Here is a 26875-nt window from a genome sequence, read left to right as displayed (position 1 = left end):
CGACGAGGTAGAGCGCGATCCCGATCCCGTAGAAGGCGGAGACGGCGAAGCCGACGCGCACGACGGCGGCCTCGGGACCGGCGGCCGGGGAACCGGCCGACGAGCTCGCGCCCGGGGTGGAGTACGGGTGGCCGCTCGCGCCGATGCCTGCGGTCGCGCGGCCGTTCGACCAGCCGCCCTTCCGCTACGGCCGCGGGCACCGCGGCGCCGACCTGGTCGGGGGCGTAGGACAGGCGGTGCTCGCGGCGCGGGACGGGGTCGTCGTGTTCGCCGGTCCCGTGGCGGGGCGCGGCGTGGTATCGGTGGAGCACGCCGACGGGCTGCGGACGACCTACGAGCCGGTCACCGGCACCGTCGCCGTCGGGGTGCGGGTGGCCAGGGGCGACCCGATCGGCGTGCTCGAGGCCGGCCACTCCGGGTGTCCGGCCGAGGCCTGCCTGCACTGGGGTGTGCGGCGCGGCGTGCGCTCGACGTCGGAGTACATGGACCCGCTGGTGCTGCTGCGGCCGCGGCACGTCCGGCTGCTGCCGCTCCCCGACCCGTGGCCGGGCTGAGTGTTCCGCGCGCTCAGGCCGGCTCGGTCAGGCGGGTGCGCAGGCGCGTGACCAGGCGGGAGTGCAGCTGACAGACCCGCGACTCGGTCACGCCGAGCAGGCGGCCGATCTCGGCGAGCGTCCGGTTCTCGAGGTAGTAGAGGCGCACGACCTCGCGATCCCGCTCCCCCAGGGCGCCCACGGCGAGGGCGAGCTCGCGCACCGTCTCGCCGTGCTCCACGACCTCCACCGGGTCCGGGGCCGACTCGTCCGCGACCAGCTCCGCGACGGACACCTGCACCTCGCCGCCCGACTCGAGCGCCTCCACGCTCACGAGCTGCCGGTGCTGGAGCATCCCGCGCAGCTCGCGCAGTCCGACGCCCAGCTCGTCGGCGATCTCCCGGTCGTCGGCCGTGCGGCCGAGTCGGGTCTCCAGCCGCTCACGCGCCCGCTCGGCCTCGCGGCGGCGGGCCCGTGCGGTGCGCGGCACCCAGTCCTGGGCGCGCAGCTCGTCGAGCATGGCGCCGCGGATCCGCTGCGCGGCGAAGCTCTCGAACCGGACCTCGCGCTCGGGCTCGAACCGCTCGACGGCCTCGATCAGCCCGAACATCCCGACCTGGACCAGGTCGGCGGCGTCGACGTGGGCCGGCAGGCCGCCGGCCATCCTGCCCGCGACCCCGCGCACGAGCGCCCGGTAATGGATCACGAGCCGGTCCCGCGCGGCCGGCGCGCGGCTCACGAGGAAGTCCGCCCAGAGGGTCGAGGTGATGTCGGCGGCCGACGCCTCGCCCTCGGAGGTGCCGGCGGACGCCGCCCCGGGCGCCTCGCCCACAGCGAGGGTTTCCTGCGCGGTGAGCAGGGCGGCGCCGGGCGTGCCGTCCGGGTCGACGGGCGGGAGCTGCGGACCGGGCGTGCCGTTCGCCGAGCCGCGGTGCCCGATCGGGGGACGGGCGACGGGGTCGGGCGTGTCGGGCGTGTGCTTCCGAAGGGGCGCGACGAGTGCGACGTGCTCGGCTGCGCGGTGCGGGCCGCCGAGGTTCGACTCCGCACCGCCCGCCACGTCCGGTGACACCCCGGACCCGGCCGGGACCGCCCGCAGTGACACCCTGCGTTCGGCGACCGTGGGCGCGTCCGCGGTGGTCAGGGCCGTGGCCAGCGCCCCTGCCAGGCCGCCGACCTGCCGCGTGACCTGCGCAGACTCCACGTCCGGAGCGTCATGCCCGGGGATGAGCCTGGTCATGGACCACCTTCAGACGGTCGACGGTCACGTGCGTGTAGAGCTGAGTGGTTGACAGCGTAGCGTGACCGAGCAATTCCTGTACGTAACGAAGGTCAGCGCCGCCGTCGAGCAGGTGTGTCGCCGCGGCGTGCCGGAAGCCGTGCGGCCCGATGTCCGGCGCACCGGGTAGCGCCGCCATCGCGCGGTGCACGATCGTGCGCGCGACACGGGGATCCAACCGCCCTCCGCGGACGCCGAGGAACAGCGCAGGCGGCGAGCCCGGACGCGCCAGTGCCTGCCGGCCGAGCGCTCGCCAGCGTCGCAGTGCGTCGGCCGCGGGTACCCCGAACACCACGGTCCGCTCCTTGTCGCCCTTGCCGAGGACGCGCAGGGTGCGGCGCTCGTCGTCGACGTCGTCGACATCGAGTCCGCAGGCCTCGCCCACACGGATCCCGGTCGCGTACAGCACCTCGAGCAGCGCGAGGTCGCGGAGGGCCTCCGGGTGCTCCTCGGCCGCGCCCGAGACCGCCGCGTCGAGGACCGCCGCGGCCTGGTCCGCACGCAGCACATCGGGCAGCTCGCCCCGGGACCTGGGCGAGCTCAGCCGCGCCCCGGGGTCGCTCGCGAGCACCCCGTTGCGCACCGCCCACGCGGTGAAGGTCCGCACCGCCGCCGCCCGCCGGGCGAGCGTGGCCCGGCTCGTCCCCGCGCAGTGTGCCTCCCCCAGCCGCCGGCGCAGGTGGGCCAGGTCGAGCGCCGCGAGGGACGGCAAACCGCCCAGCATCCCGACGAGGTCCGAGCGGTAGGCCCGCACGGTGTGGGCGGACCGGCCCCGCTCCAGCTCGAGGTGCCGGAGGAACCGGTCCACGGCCTTGTCGACCTCCGCCACCAGCGCGCGCCCCGACGGGCCGACGCCCGCCTCGACGCCTCCGGTGGCGCCGGCGCTCCGGTCCGCGGCCTCGCCGCCGGCCGGATCGGCGATCTCGTCTGCGGCCTCGCTCCCGGTCGGATCACCGCGCTGGCCCGCGGCCTCGCTTCCGTTCGGGTCGACGCACCCGGCCTCGGACCGGTCCTCCGGCGGGGTCTCACGATCGGACGAGGCCATCCGTCGACGGTGCGTGCCGGGCGAGCCCGGGTCAACGACCCACGCCGGTCGCCTCCACCGACCCGTCCGCGCCTCACCCTCCTGCGCACTCGACCGCTCCGCACGCCGAGATGAGCACCAGCGCTCTCACGGGTGCCCTGCACAGCACTGGTGCTCATCTCGCCCGTCTCGGACCCAGGGCACCGCTCTGGTGATCACACCTGCGGTACCTGGCGGCCGTCAACGGCCGGATGTACCGCACGCGATGATCACAGGTAGAGGCCGCCCCCGCGGAACTGTCTCCGCACACGCGACCTTCGCAGCGGTGGGGGCCGCGACCGCGGACAGAGGGCACGACCTCACGGCTGCAGCACCCTGCTGATCGTGATCGCCAGGCACGCACCGTCGTCTCCGCATCGCGAGCCGACCTGGCCGGATCGGCGGTGCCACCCGAGCCCGCTCGCCGTCATGATCACCACCTGCGGTGCTCCGCGGCCACGAGTGGCCGGGACGTACCGCACGCGGTGATCATGGGCGAGGCGCACCGGCCGGCTCTCCTCCCCACAGCCCTCATCCACCACCCTCTCCCACCGACCGCTGCCAACGGCCCTCGTGGAACTCGGCGAGGCCGCGGCGCTCCAGCTCGACCAGCGCGGAGCGGACGGTGTCGGGCTCCAGGCCCGCCTCGACCGCCAGCCAGGCGATGTCGCGGGCGGCACGTGGGGGCAGGGCGTCGTGCACCCGGGCCTGGGTCTCGTCGAGGACGTCCGTGCGCCGCTGCGGCCGCTCCGGCTCGCGGGCCAGTTCCACCCCCAGCCGCCCGGTCGCCTCGGTGATCTCCTCGGCCCGGGTGACCAGGAGGGCGCCCTGCCGGATCAGCTCGTGGCAGCCCGCGGAGGCCGCCGAGGTCACCGGCCCCGGAACGGCCATGAGGACCGTGCCGAGCTCGCGGGCGTCGGACGCCGTGCGCTGCGCCCCGCTGCGCAGCGCCGCCTCGACCACCACCGTGCCCACCGACAGCGCCGCGATGAGCCGGTTCCGCACCAGGAACCGGTGCCGCGCCGGGACCGCGCCCGGCGGGTACTCGGACACCACCAGGCCGTGGCGGGCGACGCGGTCGATCAGCCCGGCGTGGGACGTGGGGTAGGCCCGGTCGAGCCCGCACGCCAGCACGGCGATCGTGGGCCCGCCACCCGCCAGGGCCCCGCGGTGGGCGGCGCCGTCGATCCCGATCGCCGCACCCGACACGACCGTCTGGCCAACCGCGGCGAGCCCGGCAGCGAGCTCGGCGGCGGTGTGCGTGCCGTAGCCGCTGGCGGCGCGGGCACCGACCATCGCGACCGCGCGGTCCGTGAGATCGGCCAGCGAACCGCTCCCCCGCACCCACAACCCCAGCGGCGGCGCCAGGTCCTTCTTGCCCGTCAGACCGAAGCACGCGAACGGCCACTGCGGCCAGTCAGGGTCCTCGGGGACGAGCAGCCGCGCACCGCAGGCCGCCGCCGCGCCGAGGTCGGCGTCGATCCGGTCCGCCGCGCGCCGCGCGGAGGTCTCGTCCGCCACGCGCTCGGGGACGTCGCCGCGCCGGACCGCGTCGGCCGCCGCGACCGGGCCGAGCAGGTCGACCAGCCTCCCGGTGTGGCGCGCGGGCGGCTCGGCGACCCGCAGCAGGTACGCCCGCGCCCGCAGCACCTCCTCGGCCACCACGACCGGACGGGGCGCCGTGGCGGTCACGCCGCACCCCGCTCGCGGTAGTACAGCGCGTTGTCCACGGTCTCCCGATCCGGCGACGTCGCGCCCGCCAGATCGGCGAGCGTCCACGCGACCCGGAGCGCCCGGTCCGCGCCGCGCGCGGACAGCTCGCCCGCCCGCATCCGCTCCTCCAGCGGCCGGACGACGGCGCGGGGCAGGCCGAAGGTGCGCCGCAGCGCGGGGCCGGGGACCTCGGCGTTGGTCCGCCACCCGTGCGCCGACCAGCGGGCGGCCGCGGCCGCCCGGGCGGCGAGCACCCGCGCGCGGACCGTGGCGGTGTCCTCCTCCCCCGCGCCGACACCGCCGATCTCGGTGACCGGGACCATCCGGGCCCGCAGGTCGACCCGGTCGAGCAGCGGGCCGGACAGCCGCCCGAGGTACCGCCGCCGCACGATCGACGTGCAGATGCAGTCCCGGTCCCGCGCCGGCGCGCACGGGCACGGGTTGGCCGCGAGGACGAGCTGGAACCGCGCGGGATATCGCACGCTCCCGTCCGCCCGGGCCAGCCGGACCTCCCCCTCCTCGAGCGGCGTGCGCAGCGCGTCGAGCACATGGGGCTGGAACTCCGCGCACTCGTCGAGGAACAGGACCCCGCGGTGCGCGAGCGACACGGCGCCGGGCCGGGCCAGCCCGCTCCCGCCACCGAGCAATGCCGCCATGGACGAGGAGTGGTGCGGCGCGACGAACGGGGCGACGCGGCTCAGCGGGTCGCCACCCGCCTCCCCGATCACCGAGCGGACCGACGCCAGCTGGAGCGCCTCGTCCCGGCTGAGCTCCGGCAGCAGCCCGACGATCCGCCGGGCCAGCATGGTCTTGCCCGTGCCCGGCGGGCCGACGAGCAGCAGATGGTGCCCGCCCGCCGCGGCGACCTCGAGCGCGCGGCGCGCGTCCGGCTGGCCCACGACGTCGGCCAGATCGGGCACCGCGGCGGGCGGGGTGGGTGGGGGCCCCAGCGGCCGGTCCAGCTCACGTTCCCCGGCGAACCAGCCGACGACCTGGTCGAGCGTGGTTGCCCCGTAGACGTCGACGTCGTCGACCAGGCCTGCCTCCTCGAGCGCGGCGACCGGTACCACCACCCGGCGCAGACCGGCCGATCGCGCCGCGAGGACGCTCGGCAGGACCCCACGCACGGGCCGCACCCGGCCGTCGAGGGCGAGCTCGCCGAGCAGCACGGTGCTTCCCAGCCGGTCGGGGTCGACCACGCCCGCACCGGCCAGGACGCAACAGGCGAGGGCCAGGTCGAAGCGGGACCCGGTCTTGCGCAACGTGGCCGGGGAGAGCGCGAGCAGGATCCGCACCGACGGCCACTCCCGGCCCGAGTTCACGACGGCCGACCGCATCCGGTGCACGGACTCCTGCAGCGCGGTGTCGGCCAGCCCGACGATCTGGACGCCGGGGATCCCGCCGCCCACCAGCGCCTCGATCTCGACGGGTACGCCCTCGACGCCGTGCAGCGCCACGGACCAGCCCCGGGCGAGCGCCATCAGAACGCCGCCTCGTAGTGCTCGAGGGTGACCGGCCGGCCGGGGCGCATCAGCACCGCGACGACGTCGAACCGGATCTCGCACCACGCCACGTGGTGCGCCGCGAGCCAGGCCTTGGTGACCCGCCGGATGCGCTGGGCCTTGAGCCCGGTGACGGCCTCGGCGGGCTCGCCGTACCGGGTGCCGGAGCGGGTCTTGATCTCGCAGACCACCAGGCGGGTGCCGTCCCGCTCCCGCTGGGTTGCCACCACGTCGATCTCGCCCTCCCGGCACCGCCAGTTCCGGGACAGCACGACGAGGCCCTTGCGTTCGAGGTACTCGACCGCGACGTCCTCGCCGCGGCGGCCGAGCTCGTCCTTGGCTGCCATGCCGGACACGATCTCCGCCCGCACCGACCCGTGGGGCGGAACGCGGAAAGTGCTCCACAGGAGCCGCGGACGGTGGACAACCGCCGGTGCCGACGGCCGGGACGACCGGAACCGTCGGGGTGAGGTGCTAGGCCGTGTCGCCCAACCCGGCACCACCGCTCCCGGCGTCCACGCCGTCCCCGCCGGCGTTGCCGGGCCACCCGAATACGCCCGGTATGAGGGCGGCCCGGCTGCCTTGCCGGGAACGACGTGGATCACCGGGGCCCGGCGGCGCCGGGCTGAGAGACACGGCCTAGTGGCCGAACTGGTCGCCCTCGGGCAACCGCAGGTCCGGCTTGTCGAGCTCCTCGATGTTGACGTCCTTGAACGTCACCACCCGGACGTTCTTCACGAAGCGCGCCGGCCGGTACATGTCCCAGACCCACGCGTCGGACATCCGGACCTCGAAGTAGACCTCGCCGTCCGCGTTGCGGGGCGCGACGTCGACGGAGTTGGCCAGGTAGAAGCGCCGCTCCGTCTCCACGACGTACGAGAACTGGGAAACGATGTCGCGGTACTCCTTGTAGAGCGTGAGCTCCATCTCGGTCTCGTACTTCTCGAGATCCTCGGCGCTCACGACTCCACTCCCCCTGCGACCCTGTCCTCGCCCGCGTCCCCGACGAGGAGTGCCTCGTCGTCCACGGCGAACTCCGCGTCCTCGATGTCCCCGGTCTCCTCGCCGGCCGCCCCATTCTGGACCAAGGCCACCCGATCGCCGACGCGGGCCACCGAGGCGACGTTCACGAACGAGAACCGGTGCTCGGGGCACGGCCCGTGCTCGGCGAGGGCGGCGTCGTGCACCGGCGTGCAGTAGCCCTTGTGCTCGGCGAAGCGGTACTGCGGGTACTGCCCGTCCAGCTCGACCATCAGCCGGTCCCTGGTCACCTTGGCCAGCACCGACGCCGCCGCCACACAGGCCGCCGTCAGGTCGCCCTTGGGCACGGCGAGGCTCGGCCGGCCGAACCCGCGGACGGGGAAGCCGTCGGTGAGGACGTAGCCCGGGGGGTGGCTCAGGCCCGCGACGGCGCGGCGCATGCCCTCGATGTTGGCGACGTGCACCCCGCGCCGGTCCACCTCGGCGGGCGGGATCACGATCACCGAGAAGTCCTCGGCGCGGCGCAGGATCCGGTAGTAGAACTCCTCGCGCACGGCGTGGGTGAGCATCTTGGAGTCGGTCAGGCCCTCGAGCCGCTTGGCGTCCCCGGGGCGCAGCACGCACGCCGCGACCACGAGCGGACCGGCGCAGGCCCCGCGGCCGGCCTCGTCGACGCCCGCGACCGGGCCGAGGCCGTGCCGCTGCAGCGTGCTCTGCAGGGTCCACGTGCCGGCGGACGCGCGCACGGTCGCCCGGCCGGGCTTCCACCCCGGGGGCAGGAGCTCGGCGGGACGCTTCCGGCGGGGGCGGCGGGCGGGCCGCTGGACGGGTGCAGCCACCTCAGGTTCGACGTCGGCGGGGCAGGAACTCCTCCTCGGCCGCCAGCAGGGATCTCCTGCGGAGCAGCCAGAACGGCACCACACCGAGCACCCCCAGGGCGAGCGACGCGCCGTCCCCGGCGACCCCGAGGGCGGTCGCCTGCGACTGCTGCGGGTTCGTGCTGTCGATGAAGCCGAACCGGCTGACCGGCAGCACCTTCATCCGGGCCTTGCCGATGACGTTGTCGACCGGGATGGGCCCGTGACCGTCGATGCGGGAGTCCGACGAGTTGTTGCGGCTGTCGCCCATCACCCACAGCTCGCCCTGCGGCACCGTGATCGGGCCGAACGGGATCTGCCGCGCCGGCCCGGCCTCGGGCAGGTAGTAGATGTAGGGCTCGTCGAGCGGCTGGTTGTCGACCATGACCCGGTTGCGGGAGTCGCAGCAGGAGACCGTCTGCCCGCCGACGGCGATCACGCGCTTGACGAAGTCCTTCTCGTCCGGCGGCGCGAGCCCGATCAGGGACAGGAACTGCTGGACGACCTCGCCGAACGTGCTGGTGGGCTCGTCGACCGTGAACTCGGTGTTGACCCAGGAGTCCGGCCCGCGGAACACGACGACGTCCCCGGGCTGCGGGTCGCCGAACCGGTAGGTGACCTTGTCGACGAGCACGCGGTCGTTGTTGCAGCCGGTGCACCCGTGCAGCGTGGTCTCCATCGAGCCCGACGGGATCACGTACACCTTGGCCAGGAACGCCTGGATGAGGATGGTGAGGACGAGCGCCACACCGACGAGGAGCGGGAGCTCCTTCCAGAAGGTGTTGCGCCGGCGCCGCCCCGAGCGGGGCTTCTTGCCGCCGGGACCGCGCTTCGGCACGTAGTCCGACGCGGGATGGCTGCCGGACGTGGCGCCAGCGCGCCGGCGGTGCCGGCCGGGGACGCCGTCGGACTCGGCGGCGGAGGGGTCGACCCGACGCTGGGGCTCGACGACGCCGTCGGCCGGCGCGGTCTCCTCGGTGACCTCCGCGTCCGCCTCCGCGGGCACAGGCGGCATGCCGACGACGTCCGTGGGGCGGTCGTCGTCGAGGGGGCGCCGGGGCGCGCCGCGGCGGGGGTCCGGCGCACCACCCAGCGGGGCGCCGACCGGCCGGAAGCCGGGACTGCTGTGCGCGGGCGGCGGAGGCCCGGGCGGCGGGCCGGCGGGGCGGAAGGGCCGCTCCCCGTTCGCCGGGAGGCCGTTCGACGGGGGCCGCCCGTTGTGCGGACCGCCGTACTGCGCCGACGACGCCGGGCCCGGGAACTGCGGGCCCCGCCCGTTCGGCGGCGCCTGACCGTGCCCGTTCTGCGGAACCTGCGCGGACTGCGGTCCGTACCCGTTCTGCGGTCCGTACCCGTTCGACGGGGCGTGCCCGTTCGAGGAGATCGGCCCGTTCGAGGAGATCGGCCCGTTCGAGGAGATCGGCCCGTTCGACGGAGGCTGACCGTTCGACGGGGGCTGTCCGTTCCCGCCCGGCCCACGCCCCTCGAACCCGCCCCGCGGCCCCGGGAAGGGCGCGCCGGCGGGTCCGGTACCGGGAACGCGCCGCGCGGGCACCTCACCGACGGGAGCGCCACCGCCCGACCGGGGGTCGGACGGGTCCGTGGGCCCGTACCGCCGCGACGGGGCGCGGCGGTCGTCGGGGAGCTCGGGTGACGCCACGTGGTGAGGCTACGTCAGGGCCGCGTCTCGAAGGGGTGACGGGCTCAGGACGCGCTCGGGGTCTCGCGCTTCTCCTTGATCTTGGCGGCCTTGCCGCGCAGGTCACGGAGGTAGTAGAGCTTGGCGCGACGCACGTCACCCCGCGTCGCGACCTCGATCTTCTCGATGTTCGGGGTGTGCACCGGGAAGGTGCGCTCGACGCCCACGCCGAACGACACCTTGCGGACCGTGAAGGTCTCGCGGGCACCGGCGCCCTGGCGCCGGATGACGACGCCCTGGAACACCTGGACCCGGGAGCGGCTGCCCTCGATGACCTTCACGTGCACCTTGAGCGTGTCACCCGGCCGGAAGCTGGGGATGTCGGAGCGCAGGATCTGTGCGTCCAGGTCGTCCAGGGTGTTCATCGCGCGGTCCGTCCTCGTCCAATGTTCGTCGTGCAAGCGTGTGTGCCAGGGCTCGGGCAGGGGCACCAGTCCCCGATGGGAGGCGCCGACACACGTTCGTCGGCCCGTGGCAACCCGTCCATAGTGCCAGACGGGTTCCGGCCGGGTGACACCGGTGGGGCCGGTCAGCCCCGCTCCGCTGCCCCCAGGGTATCGAGCACCGCGCGGTCGGCCGCGTCCAGGGCCCCCTCGGGCAGCGCGGCGAGGAGATCGGGGCGCCGCTCGGCCGTGCGTTCGAGGGCGCGGTCGCGCCGCCAGCGGTCGACGGCGGCATGGTTCCCGCTGCGCAGCACCGCCGGCACCGGCAGGTCCCGCCACACCTCGGGCCGGGTGTAGGAGGGACCTTCGAGCAGGCCGTCGGAGAAGGAGTCCTCGGCCGCCGAGCGCGGGTTGCCGAGCACACCCGGCAGCAGCCGGACGACGGCCTCGACCATCACCAGCACCGCCACCTCGCCGCCGACCAGCACGTAGTCGCCGATGCTGACCTCGTCGACGGGCATCCGGGCCGCGTAGTGGTCGACCACGCGCTGGTCGATGCCCTCGTAGCGGCCGCAGGCGAAGACCAGCCGCTCCTCCCCCGCCCAGGCCCGCGCGGTGGCCTGCGTGAACGGTCGCCCGGCCGGAGTCGGCACGACGAGCCGCGCCGGCCCGCCCGCCAGCACCTCGTCGAGCGCCTCGCCCCACACCTGGGGCTTCATCACCATGCCGGGGCCGCCGCCGTAAGGGGCGTCGTCGACGGCCTGGTGGACGTCGTGGGTCCAGTGCCGCAGGTCGTGCACCCGGACATCGATCAGGCCCTTCTCGACCGCCCGACCCAGCAGCGCCTCGCGCAGCGGGGCAAGGTAGCCCGGGAAGATGGTCACGACGTCGATCCGCACCGAGCGGATCCTGCCAAAGGGGAGGTGCCGAGGTGCCCACCGGCCTGTCCTCGCTGTGGTCCTCCGGCGGGCAGTGGTCCCTCGTGCTCCCGGTGCTGCTCGCACTGGTCCTGACCACGGTGATCGGACTGGAGCGCGAGGCGGGCGCGAAGAGTGCGGGCCTGCGCACGCACACCCTGGTCGGGGTGGGCGCGGCGGTGTTCATGCTGGTGTCGAAGTACGGGTTCGGCGACCTGCTCGGCACCGAGCACGTCGCCCTCGACCCGTCCCGGATCGGCGCGCAGATCGTCTCCGGCATCGGGTTCATCGGCGGCGGACTGATCTTCGTCCGACAGGACGTCGTCCGCGGTCTGACGACGGCGGCCACCGTCTGGCTCGCCGCCGGCATCGGCACCGCGTGCGGGGCCGGCCTGCCCGTCCTGGCCGTGGCCGCGACCGCCGGGCACTTCGTGGTCACCCGCGGCCTGCTGCCCCTGGCCCGCGCGACCCAGCGGCACCGCCGCGACCCCCCGGTGCTGCGGCTCCGCTACGCCGACGGCCGCGGCATCCTCCGCACGGTCCTGCAGCTGTGCACCCGGCGCGGGTGGGCGGTGCAGGACCTCGCGATCGCGCGGGAGAGCGTGAGCGACGACGGCGCCCGGGTCGCCGCCGTCACCCTCCGGCTCGCGGGCCGGGGCGATCTCACCGCGCTGGCCGGCGAGCTCGCCGAGGTCGAGGGCGTTCGCTCCGCCCGCACGGGGCACGAGGACACCTTCGACGAGGAGGAGTGATCAGCCGCTCGCCTCGCCGCGGCCGAGCCCCTCGACCGCGGAGCGCATGCCGTCGAGCGTGACGCCGCGGGCCGCCAGCAGGTCCCGGGCCCCGCCCTCGGCGTGCAGCAGGCCGAGCAGGACGTGCTCGCTGCCGATCTCCTTGTGCTTGAGCCGCAGCGCCTCGCGCAGGGAGAGCTCCAGCGCCTTCTTCGACGAGTCGTCGAACGGGATGTGCCCGAACATCCGGCGCTGCTTGCCGGCCCGCGTCCGGTCGAGCGCGCCCGGCCCGAACGCCTCCTCCGCCTGCCGGCGCACCTCCTCGAGGTCGATGCCGAGCAGGGCCAGCTTCTCCGCGTCGAGGGCGCCCTCCGCGCGGGGCAGCCGCGTGATCTCCGCGGCGACGTCGGCCCGTTCGACACCGGCCCTGCGCAGCAGCGCCGCGGCCGTCGACTCCGGCGTCGCGGGGGCGTCGTAGAGGCCGAGGAGCAGGTTCTCGGTCCGGATCTGCACCTGCCTGCGCTCGCGCGCGTCCTCCTGGGCCAGCACCACCGCGCGGCGGGCCGCCTGCGTGAATCGTTCGAACATCGCGTCTCCCTAGTACCCGAGCCGCCGGTACTTCTTGTGCACCGCCTGCTTGCTCACCTGAAGCACGCCCGCGATCTGGGCCCAGGACCAGCCCTGGGCCCGGGCGTTGCCCACCTGCAGCTCCTCGAGCGACTCCTGCAACGCCCGGAGCGCCGCCACCGCCGCCAGGCCGACGTGCGGGTCCTTGCTGGACGCCGCCGCGGCCACCGCCGTCGCATCTGTCATGTCGTCAACTTACGTTGACGGCGGGCGGTCGTCAACCTTGGTTGACGCAGAGGGCACGAGAAAGGCCCCGCCGCGGTGCGACGGGGCCTCTCGGTCCGGATCAGGCGCAGGTCAGGGGGTGTCGAGGTCCAGCAGGCCCTCGGGCGGGTCGACGACCACGCGCCCGCCCTCGAGGTCGATCGTCGGGACGATCTCGGTGACGAACGGGACCAGCGCGTCTGGCCGGCCCTCGCGGGCGACGGCCAGCAGGTCGCCGCCCGGACCGAGGACGACCTCGCGCACGGTCCCGAGCACGGTGCCGTCGGGCAGCTCGGCGCGCAGGCCCTCGAGCTGGTGGACGTGGAACTCCTCCGGGTCCTCCGGCGGGGCGAGCTCGGCGGTCGGCACCAGCAGCTGGGTGCCGCGCAGCTCCTCGGCGGCCGTGCGGTCCGCCGCCTCCGCGAACCGGACGAGCAGCCGCCCCGAGTGGGGACGGCTGCTCTCCACGGTCAGCGTCGCGTCCGGGGCGCCGCGGCGGCGGGCGCGCAGCACCGACCCGGCGGCGAAGCGCACCTCCGGCGAGTCCGTGCGCACCTCGATCGCCAGCTCGCCGCGCAGGCCGTGGGCGCGCGCGACGACCCCGACGAGGAGTTCGGTGCTGTTACCGGTCGGTGTCGACGACATCGACCCGCACACCCCGTCCGCCGATGCCCCCCATCACGGTGCGCAGCGCGGTGGCGGTCCGCCCGCCGCGACCGATGACCTTGCCCAGGTCCTCGGGATGCACCCGGACCTCGAGCGTGCGGCCCCGGCGGTTCGTGACGAGGTCCACCCGGACGTCGTCCGGGTGGTCGACGATGCCCCGGACCAGGTGCTCCAGGGCGTCCGCCAGAACGCTCACGACTCGGTCGACTCCGCCGCCTCGTCAGCCTTGGGGGCCTCGTCGGACTTCTCGGCCTTGGCGGCCTTCTTCTTCGGCGTGGTGGCCTCGGTGGTCGGCTCCTCGCCCGCGGCGGCCAGGGCGGCGTTGAATCGCGCCAGCTTGTCGACCTTCTCCGGCTGCGGCTTGAGGGTGCCCTCGGCGCCCGGCAGGCCCTTGAACTTCTGCCAGTCGCCGGTGATCTCGAGCAGGTGCTGCACCGGCTCGGTCGGCAGCGCGCCGACGCCCAGCCAGTACTGCGCGCGCTCCGAGTCGATCTCGATCAGGCTCGGCTCGCTCTTCGGGTGGTACTTGCCGATCGTCTCGATGGCGCGCCCGCTGCGGCGGGTGCGCGAGTCGGCGACGACGACGCGGTAGTACGGCTGACGGATCTTGCCCAGACGCATCAGCTTGATCTTGACGGCCACGCTTCTCGGTGCTCCTCGCGGATCGTGTGTGCTGCTCGTGAGTCAGCGCAGGACCGCGTGGGGGTACGGCTCGCTCACTCGACTGCTCCCGGCCGCGGCATCGGTAGAGGGCCGGCCACGGACCCGACGCACCATTCTGCCAGACGCCTACAGGGACGCGGGCACCCCTCCGGTCAGCGCGAGCGCCAGTCCGAGCGCCGGCAGCAGGTTGTTGACCTGGTGGGCCACGATGCTCGCCGGCAGCCGCCCGGTGAACACCCGGGCCAGCCCGATCGGCAGCGCCACGACCAGGAGCAACGGCGTGCGGGTCAGCTCGAAGTGGGCCATCGCGAACAGCAGCGTGGTGATGGCGAAGGCCACCCACCGGTTCGCCCCGTGCTTGGTGACCGCGCCCCACAGCAGCCCGCGGTAGACGATCTCCTCACAGACCGGTGCCACGAACGCGACCAGCAGGAACACCCCGAGCGCGACCGGCCAGCCGACCCGGATGCCGTCGAACGCCTGCCCGACGGCCGTGGTCGCGTTGTCCGGCCCGACGATCGCCACGTAGACCAGCGACGCCGGGACGCTCACGACGAGGCCGCCGAGGCCCCACAGCAGGCCGGCCGCGACGTCCCGGGCGCTCCACCTCAGGCCCAGGTCGACCCGCGGACCGTTGCCGCGGACCCGGGTGATGAGCAGCGCCGACGCCGCCGCCAGCACCGTCGGCACGGACAGCCCGAGGATCACCGCGGCGACCGACGGCCCCTCGGGATCGACCAGCAGCGCGGCGATCAGGAACGACGAGCCGAGGAACAGGATCTCGACCAGCACGTACGCCCCGATCCCCCAGCGGTGCGGGGGCGGGTCCTCGGAGGCCGGCGGCTCCGGTGCGCCGATCGGCGCCTGCTGCGGCGGGTACGACGGCGGGGCGGACGGGAACGGGCCGGTCGGCGGTGGCGCGGACGGCGCGGACGGCGGGTCCGGGGTCGAGTCGGGCTGGCCCACGACACGACGCTACCGGGCGCGGGCGCGCACGGCGCCCCCGCCGGGCACCGGGTTCAGTACCGCCGGCCCCGGAGCAGCACCAACACCGGGTCGCGCAGGACCGCCGGGTTCCGCCGCGGGTCCTCCCGGTACACGACCAGGTCCGCGGGCGCGCCCGGCTCGAGGCCCGGCCGTCCCAGCCAGCGGCGGGCGGTCCAGGAGGCGGCGCCCACGGCGTCGGGGTGGCCGGCCTGCCGCAGCGCCTCGATCTCGTCGGCGATCCGGCCGTGCCGGATACCGCCGCCGGCGTCCGTGCCGGCGAAGACGGGGACGCCGGCGTCGAGCGCCCGGCCGACCGTGTCCCGGGCGGTGCGGTGCAGCTCCCGCATGTGCTCGGCGTAGGCCGGGTACCTGCCGGCCTTGTCGGCGATCCCCGGGAAGGTGTCGACGTTGATCAGCGTGGGCACCAGCGCGGTCCCGCGCTCCGCCATCTCGGCGATGAGCTCGTCCGTGAGGCCGGTGCCGTGCTCGATGCAGTCGATCCCGGCGCCGATCAGCCCGGGCAGGGCCTCCGTGCCGAAGACGTGCGCGGTCACCCGGGCCCCGGCCGCGTGCGCGGCGTCGACGGCGGCCTTCAGCACGTCGTCCGGCCAGAGCGGGGTGAGGTCGGCGTCGGCGCCCATCCCCCGGTCGATCCAGTCCCCGACGAGCTTCACCCAGCCGTCGCCCGCGGCGGCCTGCTCGGCGACGGCGTCGGGCAGCAGGGCCGGGTCGTCGAGGTCGATCGACAGTCCGGAGATGTACCGCTTGGGCCGGGCCAGGTGCCGGGCCGCCCGGATGATCTCCGGGAGGTCCACGCGGCCGCGCAGCGGCGAGGTGTCCGTGGGCGAGCCGCAGTCGCGCAGCAGCAGCGCGCCCGCGCCGCGCTCGACGACCGCCTGCTCCTCGCACTCCGCCAGGTCGGCGGGCGCACCGCCGGTCGCGATCCCGACGTGGCAGTGCGCGTCGACCAGCCCGGGGAGGATGAACGGCGCGTCGACGACCTCCGCGCCGGGCAGGGGCTCCGCGCTGACCTGGCCGGCGTCGTCGACGTACAGGTCCGTGCCACCGTCCGGGAGGACGGTGCCGCGCAGGTGCAGCACTACTTGCCCTTCTTGTTCCCGAAGTTCAGCTTCGACGGGTCGAAACCGGGCGGGAGCTGGTCGAGGCCGGGCGGCATCTGCTGCAGGCTCGGCGGCATCTGCGAGAGGTCGGCGCCGAAGGGGTTCGCCGCGGCCGGCTGCCGGTTCGGGCGGCCGCCCTTCTTCGCCTGCTTGGCCTTGCGCTTGTTCTTCGCCTGCTTCCGGGTGGCCGAGCGCCCGCCGCCGAAGCCGAACTGGCCCGCCATCATCTTCATCTGCTTGCGGGCCTCGAAGAAGCGGTTGACCAGGTCGTTCACGTCCGAGACGGTGACGCCGGAGCCATTCGCGATACGCAGCCGCCGCGACCCGTTGATGATCTTCGGATCGTCCCGCTCGGCGGGGGTCATGCCGCGGATGATCGCCTGCAGCTTGTCCAGCTGCTTGTCGTCGACCTGGGCGAGCGCCTCCTTCATCTGCGCCGAGTTGGCGCCGGGAAGCATGTTCAGGATGTTGCCGATCGGCCCCATCTTGCGGATGGCGAGCATCTGCTCGAGGAAGTCCTCGAGGGTGAGCTCGCCCGTGGAGATCTTCTGCGCTGCCTTCTGCGACTGCTCCTCGTCGAAGACCCGCTCGGCCTGCTCGATCAGGGTGAGCAGGTCGCCCATGCCCAGGATCCGGCTGGCCATCCGGTCCGGGTGGAAGACGTCGAAGTCCTCGAGCTTCTCGCCGTTAGACGCGAAGAGGATCGGCTGGCCGGTCACCTCGCGGACGCTCAGCGCGGCACCACCGCGGGCGTCGCCGTCGAGCTTGGTGAGCACGACACCCGAGAAGCCCACCCCGTCCCGGAACGCCTCGGCCGTGGCCACCGCGTCCTGACCGATCATGGCGTCGACGACGAACAGCGTCTCGTTCGGCTGCACGGCCGCCTTGATGTCGCTGGCCTGCTGCATCAGCTCGGCGTCGACACCCAGGCGGCCCGCGGTGTCGACGATGACGATGTCGTACTGCTTCTCGCGCGCGAAGGCCACACCGCGGCGCGCGACGTCGACCGGGTCGCCGACGCCGTTGCCCGGCTCCGGCGCGAAGGTCGGCACCCCGGCGCGCTCGCCGACGATCTGCAGCTGGTTCACGGCGTTGGGCCGCTGGAGGTCGCAGGCGACCAGGAGGGGGGTGTGGCCCTGGTCCTTGAGATGGCGGGCCAGCTTGCCCGCGAGGGTCGTCTTACCGGAACCCTGCAGACCCGCGAGCATGACGACGCTCGGCGGCTCCTTGGCCAGCGCGATCCGGCGGGTCTCGCCGCCGAGGATGCCGATGAGCTCCTCGTTGACGATCTTGACGACCTGCTGCGCCGGGTTCAGCGCCTGCGAGACCTCGACACCCTTCGCCCGCTCCTTGACCCGGGTGATGAAGGACCGCACCACCGGCAGCGCGACGTCGGCCTCGAGCAGCGCGATGCGGATCTCGCGCGCCGTGGTGTCGATGTCGGCGTCGGACAGCCGGCCCTTGCCGCGCAGGTCGCGCAGCGCTCCGGACAGGCGGTCGCTCAGGGTGTCGAACACCCCAGCGAGTCTACGTGGCCCCGCCCCCGGGACGCAGACCCCTGCACCCGTCCCCGCACCCCGCGAGTCGCGCCCTCGCCCCCGGCGGGTCGCGCTCCGGGATTCCGCGAGTCGGTAGTTCCGGCACCGCGAGTCGGCAGTTCCGGCACCGCGAGTCGGCAGTTCCGGACGACCGAGTCTGCGATTCAGGGAGTCACGGCGAGACCGCGTGCGGCCGTGGGGCGGTCGAGGGAGATCGCCCGTACCCATTGCTCGCCCAGGGTGCCCGCACCGATCCGGGCCGCGACGCCGTCGGCCCGGCCCACGTGGCGGGCGAAGGACCGGCTCTGGATCATGCGGCCGCGGTCGGACTGCCCGCGCAACGCCTCCTCGGGCGCCGCGTCGATCCAGACGAGGTAGGCCGCGCGACCGGTGAGCCGGGCCAGGCCGCGGACCAGGCGCCGGAGCCGCGTCGACGTCGCCGGCAGGTGCACGACGACGACGCGGGCGGAGCCCGTCGCGGCCAGCACCGCGGCCACCCGGTGCAGGAGGTGCACCAGCGCCCGGATCCGCGGGTACGGCACCCCCGGCAGGACGCGCGTCAGGAGGTCACGCTGGGTCTCGGAGTCCAGCACCCGCAGCCCCGGCCGCTGCGGCATGCGACGCAGCAGCGTGCTCTTGCCGGCGCCGGGCACGCCCGCGACCAGCACCAGCGCGCGGCCCGGCACCGACAGTCGAACCGGCGCCGCGGCGCCTCCGGCGGCGAGCCCGGGCCCCGGCGGGAGGGGCAGCGGGCGGGGCGGGGTGTCGCCGGGCACGGTCGCGAGGGTCATGGGCACCCAACGTCCGGTTCCGCCCGTTCGTTCCGCCCACCCGGTTCCGCACAGCGCCGCCACAGCTTCCGGCTCCCCGACCTCCCGCTATCGCGCAGTCGGCCGCCCGGAACTGCCGACTCGCGCTGCCGGAACCCCCGACTCGCGCTGCCGGAACCCCCGACTCGCGCTGCCGGAAGTGCCGACTCGCGGGGGGCGACAGCGCGACTCGCCGGGACGGGAGCGCGACTCGCGGTGCCGACGTGTCCTCAGAGGGCGTCGGTGCCGCGTTCTCCCGTGCGGACGCGGACGATCGTCTCGACCGGGGTGACCCACACCTTGCCGTCGCCGATCTTGCCGGTGCGGGCGGCGTCGACCAGGGCGTCGACGACCCGGTCGGCCACCGCGTCGTCGACCACCACCTCGACGCGGATCTTCGGCACGAAGTCGACGGCGTACTCCGCGCCCCGGTAGACCTCGGTGTGGCCCTTCTGCCGGCCGAAGCCCTGCACCTCGGTCACCGTCATGCCCAGGACGCCGAGCTGCTCGAGCGCCTCCTTGACGTCGCCGAGCGCGAACGGCTTGACGATCCCCGTCACCAGCTTCATGTCCAGTTCCTCTCCGGTCCCGAGCCGCGGGTGCGCAGCGGCGAGTACTCGTAGGCGCTCTCGGCGTGCTCGGCCTCGTCGATCCCGCCGGTCTCGACGTGTTCCGGCACCCGGAAGCCGATGGTCCGCCGCACCAGCCACGCGAGCCCGGCGCTGCCGGCGAAGGCCCACCCCGCCGCGACCAGGATCGCGACCACCTGGGCGCCGAGCAGGCCGAACCCGCCGCCGTAGAACAAGCCGTCCCGCCCTGCCGGGTTGACCGCGGCGGTGGCCACGAACCCCATCAGGACGAGGCCGACCATGCCGCCGACGCCGTGGATGGCCACGACGTCGAGCGAGTCGTCGTAGCCCAGCCGGTACTTCAGCCGGATCGCCAGCTGGCAGACGACGCCCGCGGCGACCCCGATCAGCAGTGCGCCGAAGGTGTCGACGTACCCGCAGGCAGGCGTGATGCCCACCAGCCCCGCGATCGCGGCGGACGCGCCGCCGAGGCTGGTGGGCCGGCCGTCGAGCCGGTGCTCGAGCGCCAGCCAGGCGACGACCGCGGCGGCGGCCGAGGTCATGGTCGTGACGAAGGCGTTGCTCGCCACCGCCCCGGCGGCCAGGGCGGATCCGGCGTTGAACCCGAACCAGCCGAACCACAGCAGGCCCGCGCCCAGCAGCACGAACGGCAGGTTGTGCGGGCGCATCGGCTCGTGCGGCCAGCCCCGCCGCTTCCCCAGCACCAGCGCGAGGGCCAGCGCCGACGCCCCCGAGTTGATCTCGACGGCGGTCCCGCCGGCGAAGTCGAGCGCGTGCAGGGTGTTGGCGAGCCAGCCGCCCTGCCCGGACACCGCGCCGTCGAACGCGAAGATCCAGTGCGCGAGGGGCACGTAGACGACGAGGGTCCAGCCGGCCACGAAGAGCGTCCACGGCCAGAACCGGGCCCGGTCGGCGATCGCCCCGGACAGCAGGGCCCCGGTGATCACGGCGAACATCAGCTGGAACATCGCGAAGGCCTGCACCGGCACCCCGCCGACCACGAGGTCGACCTCGCGCAGCCCCGCGAACTCGAACCCGCCGATCAGCCCGCCGTGCGAGTCGCCGAACACCAGCGAGAACCCGACGAGCACCCAGACCAGCCCGATCACGCCCAGGCTGACCAGCGACATCATCATCATGTTGAGCACGCTGGAGGCACGGACCATGCCGCCGTAGAAGAACGCCAGGCCCGGCGTCATCAGCATGACCAGCGCCGCGCAGCCCAGCACGTACGCCGTGTTCCCGGTGTCCATCACGCTCCCTCGCCGTCGGCCGGGAGCATGATCCGTACCCTGTGTTTCCCGAATGTTTCGGGATGTTACGACGGCATGAAACGGCTCGGCCTCAGCGTTTCGCGGAGGTTGCGCGGGCCTTCCCCGTCGCGGCGAGGACCGCCTGCTCGATGCGCCGACGGTCGGTGCGGGGCACCTGTCCGTCGGGCCCGGGGCCGGACACCCCGAACGAGTCGACGACCGACGCGCCGAGGGTGGCCACGCGGGCCCACCGGATGTCGAGCCCCGAGTCCTCGAGGGCCGCGGCGACCCGGTGCAGCAGCCCGATCCGGTCCTGCCCCCGCAGCTCGACGACGACGGCTCCGGTGGCCTCGTCGTCGAACCAGAGCACGCGGGGCGGGGCGGTCCGCTCCACCGCCTCGGTGGTCGGGGCGTAGTCGCGTTCCTTGCGGGCCAGCGCCTCGGCGAGCCCGAGGGTGCCGTCGAGGACCCGGCCGAGGTCGTGCCGCACGACGGCCGGGTCGGGCAGCCCGCCGAACCGTGGCGACACGGCGAAGCTCGACACCGCCACCTCGCCCTCGGTCGTGACCGAGGCCGCGTGCACCTCGAGCGAGTGCAGCGCCAGGACGCCCGCCGCGGCGGACAGCGCCCCCGGCCGGTCCGGTGTGCCGATCACGACCGTCGCGAGGTCCTGGTCGGAGATGAGCCGCAGCTGCGGCTTGCCCTCCTTCTCCACGCCCGCGACGACCTCGGCCGCGGCCTGCTCGGCCGTGTCGGCGATCCGGACGGGCCCGGGCAGCGGCTCGCCGATCATCAGCGCGCGGACCCGGCCGGTGAGGTCCCGGATCAGCGCCCGCTTCCACGGGCTCCACACACCCGGCCCGGTGGCCAGCGAGTCCGCCTCGGCCAGGGCGTCGAGCAGGTCGAGCAGCAGCGGGTTCCCGTCGAGGGTCTCGACGATCCGGGTGAGCGTCGCCGCGTCGTCGAGGTCGCGGCGCGTGGCGGTGTGCGGCAGGAGCAGGTGGTGACGGACCATCGCGCCGAGCGTCTCGACGTCCCGCTCGCCGAACCCGAGCCGCCGCCCGATCTGCAGTGCGAGCGACTCCCCCACCTCGGAGTGGTCGCCGCCGCGGCCCTTGCCGATGTCGTGCAGCAGCGCCCCGACCAGCAGCAGGTCCGGACGCGAGACGCGGGTGGTGAGCGTGGCGGCCTGCGCGCAGGTCTCGACGAGGTGCCGGTCGACCGTCCACATGTGCGCCCGGTCCCGCGGCGGCAGGTCCCGGACCGCGCCCCACTCGGGGAACAGCCGCCCCCACAGCCCGGTCCGGTCGAGCGCCTCGATCACGTCGACCATGCCCTCACCCGTGCCGAGCAGGGACAGCAGCTCGCCGAGGGCGGCCCGCGGCCAGGGTTCGCGCAGCTCGGGGGCGGTCTCGGCCAGCCGGTGGAGGGTGCCGGCGGCGACCGGCAGGCCGGTGCGCGCGGCGGTCGCGGCGACGCGCAGCACGAGGGCGGGATCACGGTTGGCGGCGGCGTCGCGGGCGAGCGTGACCTCGCCGGCGTGCTCGACGACGCCGGAGTCCAGCGGCCGCCGGACCGGCGCGCGGCGCAGCGCGGAGAGCCCGCGGCGCGGCAGCGCGGCCTTGGCGGCCCGCAGCCCGACCTCGGCGGAGAACGCGACGGCCCGCGCCGCCCCGGAGATCGCCCGGGCCAGGTCGAAGCGGTCGCCGAGCTCGAGGGTCGAGGCGATCTCGTCGGCGTCCTGGGCGCGCAGCACGTCCCGCGCGCGCCCGGCGATCCGGTGCAGCTCGGTGCGCACGTCGAGCAGCAGCATCCGGGCCTCGGTGACCTCACCGGAGGGCCGGTCGAGCAGCTGCGCGGCGGCGAGATGGTCGAGGAGCTGGACGTCGCGCAGCCCGCCGTGCCCCGACTTGAGGTCGGGCTCGATGCGGTGTGCCACGTCGCCGACCTTGGCCCAGCGGTCCCGGGCGGAGTCGGCGATCTCGTCGAAGCGGTTGCGCATGCCGGCCCGCCACGCCTGCCGGACGGCCTGCTTCACCTTCTCCGACAGCGCCGGGTCGCCCGCGATGTGCCGCAGCTCGAGCAGCCCGTAGGCGGCCCGCAGGTCGGTCGCGGCCACCTGGACCGCCTGGCCGGGGGTGCGGACCGAGTGGTCCAGCCCGATGCCGGCGTCCCAGAGCGGGTACCAGAGCTGGTCGGCGAGCCGGTCGACGTCCTTGCGCCCGTCGTGCAGCAGCACGAGGTCGAGGTCCGAGTACGGGGCCAGCTCGCGCCGCCCCAGCGCCCCGACGGCGACCAGCGCCGCACGGTCCGAGATCCCGATCGCGGCGCACCGCGACGACAGCCAGAAGTCGTGCAGGTCGACCAGCGCGGTCCGCAGCGCGTCCGGGGCGAGCCGCCGCCGGCCGTTCTGGCGGTCCAGCAGCACGGCCTTCGCCCGGACGAGATCGTCCGCCGAACCGGACGCCGGTCCCGCCGACCCAGAACCCGATCCCGGACCCGATCCCACTGCCGTCACCGACCCGCCCTCGTTACTGCCGGCCCGCGGCCGGCTCCGCTCCACCCCGACAGGGGCGTCCCCGACCCCGGTACGACCGCCACGGACGGCACCGCCACGAGACTCACAGCGCGTCCGGGCCCCGCTCCCCGGTCCGGACCCGCACCACCGTCTCGAGCGGGACGACCCACACCTTCCCGTCACCGATCTTCCCCGTGCGCGACGCCTGCACGACCGCGTCGACCGTCTTGTCGACCACCGAGTCGTCGACGACGATCTCGATCCGCACCTTGGGCACGAAGTCCATCTGGTAGTCGGCGCCGCGGTAGACCTCGGTGTGCCCCCGCTGCCGGCCGTAGCCGGTCACCTCGCTGACGGTCATCCCCGCCACGTCCAGCCGCTCGAGGCCGGCCCGGACGTCGTCGAGCGCGAAGGGTTTGACGATCGCGGTCACGAGCATCATCACGGTTCTCCGATCGGTGGTGGGTCGGTCGGACCGACGGCACCCGCCCGGCCCCGGGGGGACGAAACGGGAGGAATCAGACGCCCCTCGAGAGACGCCGGAGGCCCGCCGTGCCGGGTGGCACGGCGGGCCCCGACCGATCGGGCGGCTGCCGTCGGGCGGTCCGTCAGATCGCGTCGGTCCCGCGCTCGCCGGTGCGGACCCGGACGACGGTCTCGACCGGGGCGACCCAGACCTTGCCGTCGCCGATCTTGCCGGTGCGGGCGGCCTCGACGACCGCGTCGACCACCTTGTCCGCGAGGGCGTCGTCCGCGACGACCTCCACCCGGACCTTCGGCACGAAGTCCACGGAGTACTCCGCACCCCGGTAGACCTCGGTGTGACCCTTCTGCCGGCCGTAGCCCTGCACCTCGGAGACGGTCATCCCGAGGACCCCGATCTGCTCGAGGGCGCCCTTGACGTCCTCCAGCACGAACGGCTTCACGATGGCGGTGATCAGCTTCACGGCTCAGCTCTCCTTGCCTGCGGCGACGTGCGCGGCCGCCTGCGGGGTGGCGGCGTCCGGGCGCGGCGTGCCCGCGACCCCGGCCAGACCGCGGTGGCTGGAGAAGTCGTAGCTGGTCTCGGCGTGCTCGGTCTCGTCGATACCGGTCGACTCGTCCTCGTCGCTGATGCGGATCCTGCCGCCGAAGACGGCCTTCACGATCAGCGCGATGACGAAGGTCAGGATGCCCGAGTAGAGGAGCACCGCCAGCGCACCGACGACCTGGCGCCAGAGCTGGTCGACACCGCCGCCGTAGAACAGCCCGGCCACCGCGGCGCCCGAGCCCGGGTCGGCGAAGAAGCCGATGAGCACGGTGCCGACGATGCCGCCGACGAGGTGGACGCCCACGACGTCGAGCGAGTCGTCGTAGCCGAAGCGGAACTTCAGGCCGACGGCCAGGGCGCACAGCGCCGAGGCGATGGCACCGACCGCGATCGCGCCGAGCGGCGAGACCGAGGAACAGGCCGGGGTGATCGCGACCAGACCGGCGACGACACCGGACGCGGCGCCGAGGCTGGTGGCCTTGCCGTCGCGGATCCGCTCGACGAGCAGCCAGGCGAGCATCGCGGCGCAGGTGGCGATGATGGTGTTGATCATCGCGTAGGCGGCGAGGCCCGAGGAGCCGACGGCCGAACCGGCGTTGAAGCCGAACCAGCCGAACCACAGGATGCCGGCGCCGAGCATGACCAGGGTCAGGTTGTGCGGGCGCATGGGCTCGCGCGGCCAGCCGCGGCGCTTGCCGACGACGATCGCCAGCGCCAGGGCCGCGACACCGGCGTTGATGTGGACCGCGGTACCACCCGCGAAGTCGATCGCCTTGAGCTGGTTGGCGATCCAGCCGCCGGTCTCGGCGGTGACCCCGTCGAAGGAGAACACCCAGTGTGCGACCGGGAAGTACACGACGGTCGCCCAGATGCCGGCGAAGAGCAGCCAGGCACCGAACTTCATGCGGTCGGCCACCGCACCCGAGATGAGGGCGACGGTGATGATCGCGAAGGTGGCCTGGAAGCCGACGAACACGAGCGCCGGGATCGAGCCGACGAGCGGGAAGCTCACGTCGGGCGCCGCGTCCGTGGCGACGTAGTTGCCGACGAAGAGGCCCTTGAGGCCCCAGTGCTCTGTCGGGCTGCCGAGCAGGCCGCCGCCGATGTCGTTGCCGAAGGCCAGCGAGTAGCCGTAGAGCACCCACAGGACGCCGACGAGCCCCATCGAGGACAGGCTCATCATCATCATGTTGAGCACGCTCTTGCTACGGACCATTCCGCCGTAGAAGAGCGCGAGCCCAGGCGTCATGAACAGCACCAGCGCGGTACTGGTGAGCATCCACGCGGTATCGCCGCTGCTGAACGCGTCCACGGATCTCCCTCCCGTTTCGGCCGCACCCTCGGCGCGGCAGGTGCCGGAATAATCGAAGCGGGATGTTTCCGGGAAGATCGCACTATGTTTCCGGGGGATGAACCCCGTCCCCCCGCGGGTTACATCCAGGTTTCCCCTCCCGGCCGTGGCCGCTCGTGCGCGCAGCGTGACGGGAAATGTGACCGTTTCGTGCCCTTTGCCCCGGGGACATCACGGATGGTGATCATCCCCGGCGCGGCGGGATCGTCTGAGATCAGCCCAGCAGGGCGTCGACGAAGGCCTTCGGCTCGAACGGGGCCAGGTCGTCCGGACCCTCGCCGAGACCCACGAGCTTCACCGGGACGCCGAGCTCGCGCTGCACGCGGAAGACGATGCCGCCCTTCGCCGTGCCGTCGAGCTTCGTCAGCGCGATGCCGGTGACCTTCACGACCTCGCCGAACACGCGGGCCTGGATCAGCCCGTTCTGGCCGGTCGTGGCGTCGAGCACGAGGATCACCTCGTCGACCTCGGACTGCCGCTCGACGACGCGCTTGACCTTGCCCAGCTCGTCCATCAGGCCGGTCTTGGTGTGCAGCCGGCCTGCCGTGTCGAGGATGACGGCGTCGGCGCCGTCGGCGGTGCCGCGCTTGACGGCGTCGAACGCGACGGCGGCCGGATCGGCCCCCTCGGGACCCCGGACGACGGCGGCGCCGGCCCGCTCGCCCCACGTCGTGAGCTGCTCGGCCGCGGCGGCGCGGAAGGTGTCGGCCGCCCCCAGGACGACGTGCCGGCCGCTCGCGACGAGCACGCGCGCGAGCTTGCCGGTGGTGGTCGTCTTGCCCGTGCCGTTGACCCCGACGACGAGCAGGACGCCCGGGCGCCCGTCATGCGGCAGCGCGCGGATCGAGCGGTTCGCCTCGGTCTCCAGGGCCTCGGTGAGGACCTCGCGGAGCAGCTGGCGGGCCTGGTCCGGGGTGCGGACGGCGCGGCGGGCCAACTCGTCGCGCAGGATCTCGACGAGCTCGGCGGTCATCTCCGGGCCCAGGTCGGCCTGCAGGAGGGTGGCCTCGACGTCCTCCCACGACTCCTCGTCGAGCTCACCGCCGCCGAGCAGGCCGAGCAGGCTCTGGCCGAACGCGGAGCGGGAGCGGGCGAGGTTCCCGCGCAGCCGCTCGAGGCGCCCCTCCGCGGGAGCGATCTCCTCGGTGGGTGTGGGCGGGGCGGTCGGCGCCGCCGGCGCGGTCGCGGCGGGGGGCGCGGGCGGGGCCTCGGGGCTGGGTGCTGGGCTGGGTGCTGGGCTGGGTGCAGTGGTGGGTGCAGTGGTGGGTGCGGCGGTCGGGGCCTCGGCGGCAGGAGCCTCGGTGGTCGCGGCCTCGGTCGTCGCCTCCGTCGGCGGGGCCTCGGGGGCCGGGGCGGTCGGCGCCGCGGCGGCCGGGATGCCCTCCGGCGGGGTGGCGGTGTCCGGCTGCCGGACGGCGGGGATGCCCTCGGGCGGGGTGCGCGCCTCGGTCGCGGTGCCGCCGGTGGGGAGGCCGCGGGGCGGGGTGCGGACGTCGTCGGCGGTGCCGGTCAGCTCGTCACCGGGCGGACGCTCGATCGGCGCGGTGGGCGCAGGGGCGGCAGGGGCGGCAGCGGCGGCCCCGTCGGCCGGCGCCTGCTCCTCGGCCGGCGCCGTGGGAGGCGCCTCGGCGGGCGGAGCGGTGTCCGAAGGAACGGTCGGCGCGGTCGGAGCAGTCGGAGCGGCCGGAGCCGCGGTCCCGGTCGCGGTGTCCGGCGCGACGGTCTCGGGCGCCTCCTGCTGCGCCTCGTCGGGCGCGGCCGGGGCGGCGTCGACATCGTCCGTCGCCAGGTAGAGGGTCCAGAAGCTGGGCTGGCCCTCCTGCATGACCGGCCCGATGCCCGCGGCGGCCCGGCCCTCGG

General features: G+C 74.5%; 28 protein-coding genes. 2 read left to right on the top strand and 26 right to left on the bottom strand.

Annotated elements, in window-relative coordinates; genetic code table 11:
• The first annotated feature begins 143 nt into the window (after positions 1-143).
• Positions 144-554 carry a M23 family metallopeptidase gene (locus AB0B41_RS33980; protein WP_358210683.1) on the top strand — a complete coding sequence of 137 codons (411 nt, stop codon included), beginning with the start codon at positions 144-146 and terminating at the stop codon, positions 552-554.
• Positions 555-567: 13 nt separating this feature from the next.
• On the opposite strand, the gene AB0B41_RS33975 is transcribed toward AB0B41_RS33980, so the two are convergent.
• The 10 genes from AB0B41_RS33975 to trmD all read right to left on the bottom strand — a co-directional run bounded on the left by AB0B41_RS33975 (position 568) and on the right by trmD (position 10909).
• The gene (locus AB0B41_RS33975) at positions 568-1737 is read right to left on the bottom strand and encodes a FliA/WhiG family RNA polymerase sigma factor (protein WP_358210681.1); all 1170 of its coding nucleotides are present in this window, start codon (positions 1735-1737) and stop codon (positions 568-570) included.
• Between the two features lie 10 nt (positions 1738-1747).
• The gene (locus AB0B41_RS33970) at positions 1748-2857 is read right to left on the bottom strand and encodes a tyrosine recombinase XerC (protein ID WP_358210679.1); all 1110 of its coding nucleotides are present in this window, start codon (positions 2855-2857) and stop codon (positions 1748-1750) included.
• A gap of 549 nt (positions 2858-3406) precedes the next feature.
• Positions 3407-4567, bottom strand: a complete 1161-nt coding sequence (dprA, locus tag AB0B41_RS33965) for a DNA-processing protein DprA (protein WP_358210677.1) — start codon at positions 4565-4567, stop codon at positions 3407-3409.
• Positions 4564-6069 carry a YifB family Mg chelatase-like AAA ATPase gene (locus AB0B41_RS33960; protein ID WP_358210675.1) on the bottom strand — a complete coding sequence of 502 codons (1506 nt, stop codon included), beginning with the start codon at positions 6067-6069 and terminating at the stop codon, positions 4564-4566. The genes dprA and AB0B41_RS33960 overlap by 4 nt, the downstream gene beginning before the upstream one ends.
• The gene (locus AB0B41_RS33955) at positions 6069-6437 is read right to left on the bottom strand and encodes a YraN family protein (protein ID WP_037047145.1); all 369 of its coding nucleotides are present in this window, start codon (positions 6435-6437) and stop codon (positions 6069-6071) included. Before AB0B41_RS33955 ends, AB0B41_RS33960 begins: the two co-directional genes overlap by 1 nt.
• 292 nt (positions 6438-6729) lie before the next feature.
• Positions 6730-7053 carry a DUF2469 domain-containing protein gene (locus tag AB0B41_RS33950; RefSeq protein ID WP_037046945.1) on the bottom strand — a complete coding sequence of 108 codons (324 nt, stop codon included), beginning with the start codon at positions 7051-7053 and terminating at the stop codon, positions 6730-6732.
• Positions 7050-7850: a ribonuclease HII gene (locus AB0B41_RS33945; RefSeq protein ID WP_358210695.1), complete on the bottom strand. Its 801-nt coding sequence runs from the start codon at positions 7848-7850 to the stop codon at positions 7050-7052. Before AB0B41_RS33945 ends, AB0B41_RS33950 begins: the two co-directional genes overlap by 4 nt.
• A 61-nt stretch (positions 7851-7911) precedes the next feature.
• Positions 7912-8766, bottom strand: coding sequence for a signal peptidase I (gene lepB, locus AB0B41_RS33940; RefSeq protein ID WP_358210693.1), 855 nt, complete (start codon positions 8764-8766; stop codon positions 7912-7914).
• A gap of 866 nt (positions 8767-9632) precedes the next feature.
• The gene (rplS, locus tag AB0B41_RS33935) at positions 9633-9992 is read right to left on the bottom strand and encodes a 50S ribosomal protein L19 (protein ID WP_358210673.1); all 360 of its coding nucleotides are present in this window, start codon (positions 9990-9992) and stop codon (positions 9633-9635) included.
• A gap of 164 nt (positions 9993-10156) precedes the next feature.
• Positions 10157-10909 carry a tRNA (guanosine(37)-N1)-methyltransferase TrmD gene (gene trmD / locus AB0B41_RS33930; protein ID WP_358210671.1) on the bottom strand — a complete coding sequence of 251 codons (753 nt, stop codon included), beginning with the start codon at positions 10907-10909 and terminating at the stop codon, positions 10157-10159.
• A gap of 32 nt (positions 10910-10941) precedes the next feature.
• On the opposite strand from trmD, the gene AB0B41_RS33925 reads away from it, so the two are divergent.
• A complete protein-coding gene (locus tag AB0B41_RS33925; RefSeq protein ID WP_358210669.1) occupies positions 10942-11679 on the top strand; it encodes an MgtC/SapB family protein in 738 nt (245 codons plus the stop codon).
• On the opposite strand, the gene AB0B41_RS33920 is transcribed toward AB0B41_RS33925, so the two are convergent.
• The 16 genes from AB0B41_RS33920 to ftsY form a co-directional block, all read right to left on the bottom strand.
• Positions 11680-12246 (bottom strand): Clp protease N-terminal domain-containing protein, encoded by a 567-nt coding sequence (locus tag AB0B41_RS33920; RefSeq protein ID WP_358210667.1) that lies wholly within the window; start codon positions 12244-12246, stop codon positions 11680-11682.
• Positions 12247-12255: 9 nt separating this feature from the next.
• Positions 12256-12471, bottom strand: a complete 216-nt coding sequence (locus AB0B41_RS33915; protein WP_037046931.1) for an AsnC family protein — start codon at positions 12469-12471, stop codon at positions 12256-12258.
• Between the two features lie 111 nt (positions 12472-12582).
• The gene (gene rimM / locus AB0B41_RS33910) at positions 12583-13134 is read right to left on the bottom strand and encodes a ribosome maturation factor RimM (protein ID WP_358210665.1); all 552 of its coding nucleotides are present in this window, start codon (positions 13132-13134) and stop codon (positions 12583-12585) included.
• Positions 13112-13351 (bottom strand): RNA-binding protein, encoded by a 240-nt coding sequence (locus tag AB0B41_RS33905; RefSeq protein ID WP_013676804.1) that lies wholly within the window; start codon positions 13349-13351, stop codon positions 13112-13114. Before AB0B41_RS33905 ends, rimM begins: the two co-directional genes overlap by 23 nt.
• Positions 13348-13797 carry a 30S ribosomal protein S16 gene (gene rpsP, locus AB0B41_RS33900; RefSeq protein WP_358210662.1) on the bottom strand — a complete coding sequence of 150 codons (450 nt, stop codon included), beginning with the start codon at positions 13795-13797 and terminating at the stop codon, positions 13348-13350. Before rpsP ends, AB0B41_RS33905 begins: the two co-directional genes overlap by 4 nt.
• 147 nt (positions 13798-13944) lie before the next feature.
• Complete coding sequence (locus AB0B41_RS33895) at positions 13945-14784, bottom strand: CPBP family glutamic-type intramembrane protease (RefSeq protein WP_358210660.1); 840 nt, start codon at positions 14782-14784, stop codon at positions 13945-13947.
• A gap of 53 nt (positions 14785-14837) precedes the next feature.
• A complete protein-coding gene (locus tag AB0B41_RS33890) occupies positions 14838-15902 on the bottom strand; it encodes an amidohydrolase family protein (RefSeq protein WP_358210691.1) in 1065 nt (354 codons plus the stop codon).
• 2 nt (positions 15903-15904) lie between these two features.
• Positions 15905-17443, bottom strand: coding sequence for a signal recognition particle protein (gene ffh / locus AB0B41_RS33885; RefSeq protein ID WP_358210658.1), 1539 nt, complete (start codon positions 17441-17443; stop codon positions 15905-15907).
• A 185-nt stretch (positions 17444-17628) separates the two neighbouring features.
• Positions 17629-18255, bottom strand: a complete 627-nt coding sequence (locus AB0B41_RS33880) for an AAA family ATPase (protein ID WP_358210656.1) — start codon at positions 18253-18255, stop codon at positions 17629-17631.
• Between the two features lie 248 nt (positions 18256-18503).
• Positions 18504-18842 (bottom strand): P-II family nitrogen regulator, encoded by a 339-nt coding sequence (locus AB0B41_RS33875; protein ID WP_358210654.1) that lies wholly within the window; start codon positions 18840-18842, stop codon positions 18504-18506.
• Positions 18839-20119, bottom strand: a complete 1281-nt coding sequence (locus AB0B41_RS33870; protein WP_358210652.1) for an ammonium transporter — start codon at positions 20117-20119, stop codon at positions 18839-18841. The genes AB0B41_RS33875 and AB0B41_RS33870 overlap by 4 nt, the downstream gene beginning before the upstream one ends.
• A gap of 88 nt (positions 20120-20207) precedes the next feature.
• Positions 20208-22625 carry a [protein-PII] uridylyltransferase gene (locus tag AB0B41_RS33865; protein ID WP_358210689.1) on the bottom strand — a complete coding sequence of 806 codons (2418 nt, stop codon included), beginning with the start codon at positions 22623-22625 and terminating at the stop codon, positions 20208-20210.
• A gap of 112 nt (positions 22626-22737) precedes the next feature.
• The gene (locus tag AB0B41_RS33860; protein WP_358210650.1) at positions 22738-23076 is read right to left on the bottom strand and encodes a P-II family nitrogen regulator; all 339 of its coding nucleotides are present in this window, start codon (positions 23074-23076) and stop codon (positions 22738-22740) included.
• 166 nt (positions 23077-23242) lie between these two features.
• Entirely contained in the window at positions 23243-23581 is a 339-nt protein-coding gene (locus AB0B41_RS33855) for a P-II family nitrogen regulator (RefSeq protein ID WP_037046916.1), read from the bottom strand.
• Positions 23582-23584: 3 nt separating this feature from the next.
• Positions 23585-24943: an ammonium transporter gene (locus AB0B41_RS33850; RefSeq protein ID WP_358210687.1), complete on the bottom strand. Its 1359-nt coding sequence runs from the start codon at positions 24941-24943 to the stop codon at positions 23585-23587.
• Between the two features lie 286 nt (positions 24944-25229).
• Positions 25230-26840: a signal recognition particle-docking protein FtsY gene (ftsY, locus tag AB0B41_RS33845; RefSeq protein WP_358210685.1), complete on the bottom strand. Its 1611-nt coding sequence runs from the start codon at positions 26838-26840 to the stop codon at positions 25230-25232.
• Positions 26841-26875 lie beyond the last annotated feature (35 nt).

The sequence above is a fragment of the Pseudonocardia sp. NPDC049154 genome (assembly GCF_040648315.1).
Lineage (GTDB): Bacteria > Actinomycetota > Actinomycetes > Mycobacteriales > Pseudonocardiaceae > Pseudonocardia.
Note: the sequence above shows the minus strand (reverse complement) of the source record. Positions and strands in the feature narration are given on the sequence as shown.

Excerpts from the sequence above, each read along its gene's own strand:
- AB0B41_RS33980 (WP_358210683.1), top strand. The coding sequence starts at position 144 with ATGCCTGCGGTCGCGCGGCCGTTCGACCAGCCGCCCTTCCGCTACGGC.
- AB0B41_RS33970 (WP_358210679.1), bottom strand. The coding sequence starts at position 2,857 with ATGGCCTCGTCCGATCGTGAGACCCCGCCGGAGGACCGGTCCGAGGCC.
- AB0B41_RS33960 (WP_358210675.1), bottom strand. The coding sequence starts at position 6,069 with ATGGCGCTCGCCCGGGGCTGGTCCGTGGCGCTGCACGGCGTCGAGGGC.
- AB0B41_RS33955 (WP_037047145.1), bottom strand. The coding sequence starts at position 6,437 with ATGGCAGCCAAGGACGAGCTCGGCCGCCGCGGCGAGGACGTCGCGGTC.
- rplS (WP_358210673.1), bottom strand. The coding sequence starts at position 9,992 with ATGAACACCCTGGACGACCTGGACGCACAGATCCTGCGCTCCGACATC.
- AB0B41_RS33920 (WP_358210667.1), bottom strand. The coding sequence starts at position 12,246 with ATGTTCGAACGATTCACGCAGGCGGCCCGCCGCGCGGTGGTGCTGGCC.
- AB0B41_RS33915 (WP_037046931.1), bottom strand. The coding sequence starts at position 12,471 with ATGACAGATGCGACGGCGGTGGCCGCGGCGGCGTCCAGCAAGGACCCG.
- rimM (WP_358210665.1), bottom strand. The coding sequence starts at position 13,134 with ATGTCGTCGACACCGACCGGTAACAGCACCGAACTCCTCGTCGGGGTC.
- AB0B41_RS33880 (WP_358210656.1), bottom strand. The coding sequence starts at position 18,255 with ATGACCCTCGCGACCGTGCCCGGCGACACCCCGCCCCGCCCGCTGCCC.
- AB0B41_RS33875 (WP_358210654.1), bottom strand. The coding sequence starts at position 18,842 with ATGAAGCTGGTGACGGGGATCGTCAAGCCGTTCGCGCTCGGCGACGTC.
- AB0B41_RS33860 (WP_358210650.1), bottom strand. The coding sequence starts at position 23,076 with ATGATGCTCGTGACCGCGATCGTCAAACCCTTCGCGCTCGACGACGTC.
- AB0B41_RS33850 (WP_358210687.1), bottom strand. The coding sequence starts at position 24,943 with ATGCTCACCAGTACCGCGCTGGTGCTGTTCATGACGCCTGGGCTCGCG.
- ftsY (WP_358210685.1), bottom strand. The coding sequence starts at position 26,840 with ATGCAGGAGGGCCAGCCCAGCTTCTGGACCCTCTACCTGGCGACGGAC.